The 7,486-nt window shown below is 70.5% G+C and carries 5 protein-coding genes; 3 read left to right on the forward strand and 2 right to left on the reverse strand.

The window, feature by feature from the left end; translation table 11 throughout:
* Positions 1-407: 407 nt before the first annotated feature.
* Entirely contained in the window at positions 408-1,175 is a 768-nt protein-coding gene (locus tag ACFXOM_RS27275; protein WP_384942802.1) for a TetR/AcrR family transcriptional regulator, read from the reverse strand.
* A gap of 337 nt (positions 1,176-1,512) precedes the next feature.
* Between ACFXOM_RS27275 and ACFXOM_RS27280 the strand changes: the two genes are divergently transcribed.
* Together ACFXOM_RS27280 and ACFXOM_RS27285 are read left to right on the forward strand one after the other, a co-directional pair.
* The gene (locus ACFXOM_RS27280) at positions 1,513-3,009 is read left to right on the forward strand and encodes an NAD(P)/FAD-dependent oxidoreductase (RefSeq protein WP_384942800.1); all 1,497 of its coding nucleotides are present in this window, start codon (positions 1,513-1,515) and stop codon (positions 3,007-3,009) included.
* A gap of 174 nt (positions 3,010-3,183) precedes the next feature.
* Positions 3,184-4,878 (forward strand): SpoIIE family protein phosphatase, encoded by a 1,695-nt coding sequence (locus ACFXOM_RS27285; protein WP_384942798.1) that lies wholly within the window; start codon positions 3,184-3,186, stop codon positions 4,876-4,878.
* Between the two features lie 6 nt (positions 4,879-4,884).
* Here the strand turns inward: ACFXOM_RS27285 and ACFXOM_RS27290 are convergent, their stop codons facing one another.
* Positions 4,885-6,165, reverse strand: coding sequence for an MFS transporter (locus ACFXOM_RS27290; RefSeq protein ID WP_384945740.1), 1,281 nt, complete (start codon positions 6,163-6,165; stop codon positions 4,885-4,887).
* A gap of 141 nt (positions 6,166-6,306) precedes the next feature.
* On the opposite strand from ACFXOM_RS27290, the gene ACFXOM_RS27295 reads away from it, so the two are divergent.
* Positions 6,307-6,921, forward strand: coding sequence for a MarR family winged helix-turn-helix transcriptional regulator (locus ACFXOM_RS27295; protein ID WP_384945638.1), 615 nt, complete (start codon positions 6,307-6,309; stop codon positions 6,919-6,921).
* Positions 6,922-7,486 lie beyond the last annotated feature (565 nt).

The raw sequence follows: 7,486 nt of genomic DNA on the forward strand, positions 1-7,486 counted from the left end.
TCGTTCACCCATGCGGAGTACCCGAGTCGGTCTTGCGGCCGGCCGTCGGTGGACCGGACCAGCCGTTGAAAGGGCCTGTGCCCGGTCCTGGTCTCCCGAGTTCTCCTGATCTCCCGTCCCGGGCTTCCTCTGTCCGTCTGCCGTTCGCTCGCCTCCCACCACGGCTCGGCGTCGTCGTCCGCCGCCCTCCACCGAGCGCTTTGACAGCGCGCCAGGACGCCCGCTCGCTCGGACAGCGGCCCGCCCGAACATTCGCTCGGCCAGCGCGCCGACAACTCGCCCACGCCTGCACCTCAACCGTGTTGTCCGCGAGGGCCGGCCGCCGTCAAGCCGTGCTCCCCCGTCCGGGGGCGCCGCTCCTCCACGACACCGCAGCCGTCCGCCGCAGCCCGCCGGCCACGGCACCATCACACGGGCCGCGAACGCAGGCCCTCCAGCAGGATGTCCAGCAACCGGGCCGAGGCCGCAGCCTGCTGCGCCGCATCCGGAAGAGACGGCGCCGCCGTGGCTATCACCAGCAGGACATCGGCCACCGTCACATCGCCGCGCAGCTCACCGGCCTCCCGCGCCCGCTCGACCAACTGCCCCACCACGTCCAGCAGCTCACCCGCCCCCGCATCGTGCTGCTCGGCCGCCGGTGCCGGACGCTGTGCGATCACCCGTAGGTCCGACGGGGCGGCCAGGCCCAGCCGCTGCTGCGGCACCCGGATCTCGTCCCGCACGGCATCCGCGACGGTCGTCGAGTCGTCCACATCCACACCGACCCTCAGCACGTGCGGCGGCAGAAGCCGCCCCGCACCCGACGCGACGGACGTCCGCAGGAAACGGGAGAGCGCCGACCAGGGCTCCTCCTCCTGCCCCAGCGCCGTGCGTGCCTGCTCGGTCAGCCGTGCGGTCTCCTCCTCCGCTATCCGCCGTACGAGCACGTCCTTGCTCGGAAAACGGCGGTAGACCGTGCCGACCCCGACACGCGCCCTGCGGGCCACGTCCTCCATCGGGGCCCCGTACCCCAGCTCGCCGAACACCTCACGAGCAGCTCGCAGAACGTGCTCCAGATTGCGCTGCGCGTCCACGCGCAGCGGCGTCGAACGGCTGGTCGTAGCCATCGTCGCGTGCCCGTTCCCACTCACATCGGCCGCGACCGCAGACTGCCAATGCGTACCCTGAATGTGCATAAGTGTTCCCCCGGTAATGATGTGTCTCCCCCCGGAGACTTCCCCTCCTTGACAGTCGGGGGAGCCGGACGAGTCACCGACCCGACACCCCGACGAGGTACGAACATAGTTGAGTCGGGGTCAATTCAGAAGGGGCAGTTCCGTCCGGTGCGCCCCCCGATCGGAGCAAGGGCCGGAACGTTCCTGATTCAGCCCCCTCCATCCACCCCCCATACCGCCACTGACCTGCAGACCTTCGCCCCCGTCCGGACCCCGGGCCGACGTTGACCGGCCAAAACATCCGGTCACACAATTTGCTGAGCCTGTGGACAAACTCCTGAGGCCGTTGCGTCATGGGATGGTGAAGGCTGCATACTCCCGGGACACGACCCCCGGCACCCCGCCGCGCACACGCATCCTCATCGTCGGCGGCGGCTACGTGGGGATGTACACCGCGCTCCGCCTCCAGCAGAAGCTGAAGACGGAGCTGGAACGGGACGAGATCGAGATCGTCATCGTGACGCCCGAGCCGTACATGACCTACCAGCCCTTCCTGCCGGAGGCCGCGGCCGGATCGATCTCCCCCCGACACGTCGTGGTGCCGCTCCGCCGCGTCCTCAGCAGATGCCGCATCGTCATCGGCGAGATCAGGTCCGTCGACCACGCCAAGCGCACCGCGACCCTCACCACCCTCGGCACCGAGGCAGAGGGCACGGGCGCGGTCCCGATCGACTACGACGAGCTGGTCATCGCCCCCGGCTCCGTCTCCCGCACCCTGCCCATCCCCGGCCTCGCCGACTACGCGATCGGCTTCAAGACCGTCGAAGAGGCCATCGGTCTGCGCAACCACGTCCTCGAACAGATGGACATCGCCTCCTCCACCCGGGAGCCCGCGCTCCGCGACGCCGCCCTCACCTTCGTCTTCGTCGGCGGCGGGTACGCGGGCGTCGAAGCGCTCGGCGAGCTGGAGGACATGGCCCGCTACGCCACCCGCTACTACCACAACATCAAGCCGGAGGACCTGAAATGGGTCCTCGTGGAGGCGAGCGACCGCATCCTCCCGGAAGTCGGCGAGCAGATGGGCACGTACGCCATCCGGGAGCTGCGCGCCCGCAACATCGACGTGCGCCTCGAAACCCGCCTGCAGTCCTGCGAGAACCGCGTCGCCGTACTCAGTGACGGCACGCGCCATCCGACTCGCACGGTCGTGTGGACCGCCGGCGTCAGACCCGCCCCCGTCCTCGCCGCCACCGACCTGCCGCGCAACGAGCGCGGGCGGCTCGCGTGCACCGCCCGCCTCACCATCGAAGGTGTCGAACACGCCTGGTCGGCCGGGGACGCCGCCGCCGTGCCCGACCTGACCGCGGCCGAACCGGGAGCGGTCACCGCCCCCAACGCCCAGCACGCCGTGCGCCAGACCAAGGTGCTCGCCGAGAACATCGCCGCCTCGCTCCGTGGGAAGCCCCTGACGGAGTACCGGCACGCCTACGTCGGATCAGTGGCGTCGCTCGGCCTGCACAAGGGCGTGGCCCATGTGTACGGCAAGAAGTTCAAGGGGTATCCGGCCTGGCTGATGCACCGCACCTACCACCTCAGCCGGATGCCCACGTTCAACCGCAAGGCGCGCATCCTGGCCGAATGGACGCTGTCCGGCCTCTTCAAACGTGAGATCGTCTCGCTCGGGTCGCTCGAACATCCGCGCGCCGAGTTCGAACTCGCTGCGGGCGCTGCCCCGTCGAGACCCCTTGCGCGCCGGCACGAGGACCCGCCGGGCCGGGGCAGGCAGAGGCGCCGGGGCCAGACGCCCGGGGGCGGCGCGGAGGAGGGCGCATCGGAGGATCGACGGCGGGACTGACGGTTCCTGTCAGTGCGGTCGGTCACACTGGACGTGTGACGATAGGTCGACCGACACCTGCACAGGGTGGCCTGTCCCGGGACGCTTCCCCCACGACCGCCAGAATGCTGTCGCCGCACCGAACGGCGCAGCCGCGCAAGACAACAGCAACGACACCACGAGGCTTGAAAATCCGTGAACTTCACGCGTTGGAGCGCCCGGCTTCCCGGCACGCAGCGTCGCGCCGCAGCGCGGACGGACCGCGGCTCCGTGCCCGCCGCCCGCGGTGAGTACGCCCAGCAGCCGGAACGCCTGCCCGACGACCTCGGCGCCGGCGACCCGGCCGAGGCCGACGAACCAGGCGGTGCGCCCGAAGCCCACGTCGCCCCCACGCTGGAGCACCACACCGCGCGGGAGCTGCTCGGTCGACTGCCCGCCCTGGTCGCCCTCGTGCACGGCCCCGAGCACCGCGTGTCGTACGTCAACGAGGCCTACGCGGCGGCGTTCGGCCCGCGGCTCGCCGGTACTCCCGCCGCACGCGCCTGCCCCGAGCTCGTCGACCTGGGCCTGCTCCCGCTGATGGACCAGGTGCTGCGCAGCGGCAAGCCCCGGACGGTGAAGTCCCGCCGGGGCCAGGGCGGCGGCTCGTACACGGTCACCTGCCTCCCCGCCGAGGCGCCCGTCCACGACGGCACCGCCGTCGGCGGCGTCCTCGTCTTCGCCGCTGACGTCACCGACCACGCCGAAGCGGCGGAACGGCTGCGCGCCAGCGAACGGCGCCACCGTGAGACCGCCGTCACGCTGCAGCGCTCCCTGCTCCCGCAGGAGCTGGAGCAGCCCGACGACCTGCGCATCGCGGCCACGTACCAGCCGGGTGGCACCGATGCCGCGGTCGGCGGCGACTGGTACGACGTGATCACCCTCGGCGCCGGCCGCACGGCACTCGTCATCGGCGACGTGATGGGCCGTGGGGTCCGGGCGGCCGCGGTCATGGGACAGTTGCGCACCGCCGTCCGCGCGTACGCCCGCTTGGACCTGCCGCCGCACGAAGTGCTCCAACTGCTGGACGGGCTCGCCGCGGAGATCGACCCCAGTCAGATCGCCACCTGCGTGTACGCGGTGCATGACCCCAACGAGGGACGGCTCGTCTACGCGTCGGCAGGTCACCTGCCGATCCTCGTGCGGGACGGCGACGGCACCGTCCATCGCGCCGAGGAGCCGACCGGCCCCCCGCTCGGCACCGGCGGTTGGCTGCACACGTCCGGCACCATCGGCCTGCCTCCCGGCTCGACCGCCGTCCTCTACACCGACGGCCTCGTCGAGCGGCGGGGCGAGGACATCGACGAAGGCGTCGCGGCCCTCGAGCGCGCCCTGGCAGGAGCGACCGGGACACCGCAGGTCGTCTGCGACCGGTTGATCCGCGCCCTGGGCGTGACCGCCGAGCACGACGACGACGTCGCGGTCCTCGTCCTCCAGCACCCGACCCGCACCGGCCCGGCCGCCGAGCTCTTCCACAACGCAGCCCTCGAACTGCTCGGCGGCGTCGAAGCCGCGCCCCGGGCCCGGGCCTTCGCCTCGGGCGTCCTCGCCTCCTGGCGCTTCCCGGGAGAGCTCCGCGACCTCGGCGTCCTCGCAGCCAGCGAGCTTGTCGCGAACTCCCTGCAGCACGGCACGCCGCCCATGCGCCTGCGGCTGCGGCGCACCGACCGGCGACTGATCGTCGAGGTGACGGACGGCGACGACCACCTGCCGCGCCGCCGCCGTGCGGAAACGGAGGACGAGGCGGGTCGCGGGATCTCCATCGTCGCGACCATCGCGTCGTCCTGGGGGAGCCGCCGGACACCGGGCGGCGGCAAAGCGGTGTGGTGCGAGTTCGCGCTGCCCGACTAGGTGGGACTAGACGGCGGCCTCGACCGTGTCGTGTGCGGGCTGGTGCTGGGCCACGACCCGCGACCGGGACGCGAGAGCGGGGCGGTCCTGCGCCGGCTTCAGCTGCTTCCCCAGCCGTAGCGCCAGCACGCTGATGCCCAGGGAGAACAGCACGAACGTCACGATGTACGGGCCGTGCAGGGCGGCACCCATCGGCCCGCCCACTGCCGGGCCCACCGCCAGTGCCAGCTGCTTGACCAGTGCGAACGCCGAGTTGTACTGCCCGACCATGCCATCCGGCGCGAGGTCGGCGACCAGCGGTGCCACGGTCGGCGACAGCATCGCCTCGCCGAGGCCGAAGAGTCCGTAGGTGGTGATGAACGCAGCCGTCGCCATCAACTGACTGCCGTGTCCGAGGCCCGCGTAGCCGGCGATGATCCACGCGACCGCCCAGACCAATCCGACCGCCGCGATCACCCGCGAACGCCGCCGCCGTTCGACGAACCTCAGTACGAGGAACTGCGCGGCCACGATGACCGCCGTGTTGGCGGCCAGGGCGATCCCGAGTGCGGCCGGATCGATGCCCGCGGCCTCCGTGCCGTACGCCGCGAGCCCCGACTCGAACTGCCCGTAGCAGGCGAAGAACAGCACGAAGCCCAGGACGGACAGCTGCACCATGGCCCGGTGACCGAGCAGGGAGCGCAGTCCTCCACCGGCCTTGGCCGCCGGCCGCGCATCCTGGATCGACGGCCCGCCCGGCATCCGCACCGTCGCGGCGATCACCGCGAGCACGACGAACATCGCCGCTTCGATGAGGAAGAGCAGGGTGAAACTGGCCGGCTTGCTCGCGTCGACGAGCTGACCGCCGACGAGACCGCCGATGCCGAGCCCCAGGTTCTGCAGGAAGAACTGCATGGCGAACGCCCTGGTCCGGGTAGCGGGGCTGGAGCACCAGACGATCATCGTGGCGAGCGCGGGCTGCATCACGGCCGTGCCCGCTCCGAGAAGGGCGGCGGAGAACACCGCAGTGGGCACGTTGCGGGCCACACCCATGCTCAGCGCGCCCGCCGAAGCCGCGAGCGCAGCCACGAACAGCACGGGCATGGGCCCACGCCGGTCGATGGCACGCCCGGTGAAGGGGAGGACGACGAGCGCGGCCATGGCGAAGACGGCCAGCACGGCCCCTGCCGTACCGGCGCCCAGGTCCCGCACCTGGGCCACGTACACATAGAGATACGGAACGGTGAACCCGAGCCCGAACGCGCTCAGCACGTTCCCTGCCTGGATCCGGCGCAGCGCGGCGCCCATCGCCTTGGTCACACTCACCCACTTCGGTCGGTCAGCCACAGCAATGACTGAGATTTGAAGACTTTGAAACTAAAGTTCGAACGTGAACAATACACATTGAAGGACTTAGAATCAAACCCGTACCGTGGGATAGTGAGGCGCATGTCCGACACCCCCGAGCAGCCCGACCGCCCGCGAGCCCGGCGGACCCGGCACGCCCCCCCGGCCGCAGCCGCTTCCCCGGCGTCCCAGGAGCCGAGCCTCGACGAACAGATCGCCGCGTACCAGCGCGAGTTCCGGGACCTGGACCCCCAGGTGGAGAAGGTCGTCTCGGCCCTCGGCCGACTCAACCGCCGGATGAGCGTGGCTTACGGCCGCCAGGTCGCTGCCCTCGGCATCAGCAACGCCGAGTGGGAGGTCCTCAAGACGCTGGTCCTCGCCGGCGCCCCGTACCGCCAGGGTCCGGGAGACCTGGCCAAGAGGCTCGGGCTGACCCCGGCCGCCATGACCCACCGCATCGACCGCATGGCGGCGGAGGGCCTCGTCACCCGTGATCGGGACGAGAGCAACCGGGTGCGCGTCATCGTCGAGCTGACCGACGAGGGCAGGGCGAAGTGGCTGGAAGCCATGCGCATGGCCACGGACTTCGAGGAGGAGCTGCTGCAGGACCTGTCGGGGGAGGAGCGGGCGGTCCTCGGCGAGCTGCTGATCCGGGTACTCCGCCGGGTGGAACACGCCCAGCCCGATGCCGGCGGGCGGCTCACCGATCTGGACTAGAACGCTGCCGCCGGGGCCCTGGTCGCTCCGAACCGGGGGAACCCGGTGGCGGACGAACTGATGACGGTTCGCCAGGTCGTACGGCAGGTGTCCTGCAGATGGACGTAGGGGTTGACAGGCCACTTCCGGATCCGTAAGGTTCTTCGAGTTGTCACGGAGCCGATCCGGTTCCGAGCGACCGTCCAGCCGCACATGCGGCACACAACCTCTGCACGACATCCCAACCGGGATGAATTCCGCATGCCGAAATTCATTTCGAACGGCTCGATTATGAGTCGCCTGGGAAATCCGCTAGAGTTTGGGTGTCGGAACGGCCGGGAGGTCGGAAAGGCAACCCCTGCTGACTGGGGATCAGGGCCGAAAGGGTCTGGTAGAGTCGGAACCGCCGGAAAGGGAATTCGCGAAAGCGGAGGAACGGTCCGGCAGCCCGCTCCAGCGGGTGGCGGAAACGGAAATCGGATCTGCTAGGCTGGAAACACCGAAGGGAAGCGCCCGGAGGAAAGCCCGAGAGGGTGAGTACGAAGGAAGCGTCCGTTCCTTGAGAACTCAACAGCGTGCCAAAAAT

It is taken from the genome of Streptomyces sp. NPDC059169 (genome assembly GCF_042755225.1).
Taxonomy (GTDB): Bacteria; Actinomycetota; Actinomycetes; order Streptomycetales; family Streptomycetaceae; genus Streptomyces.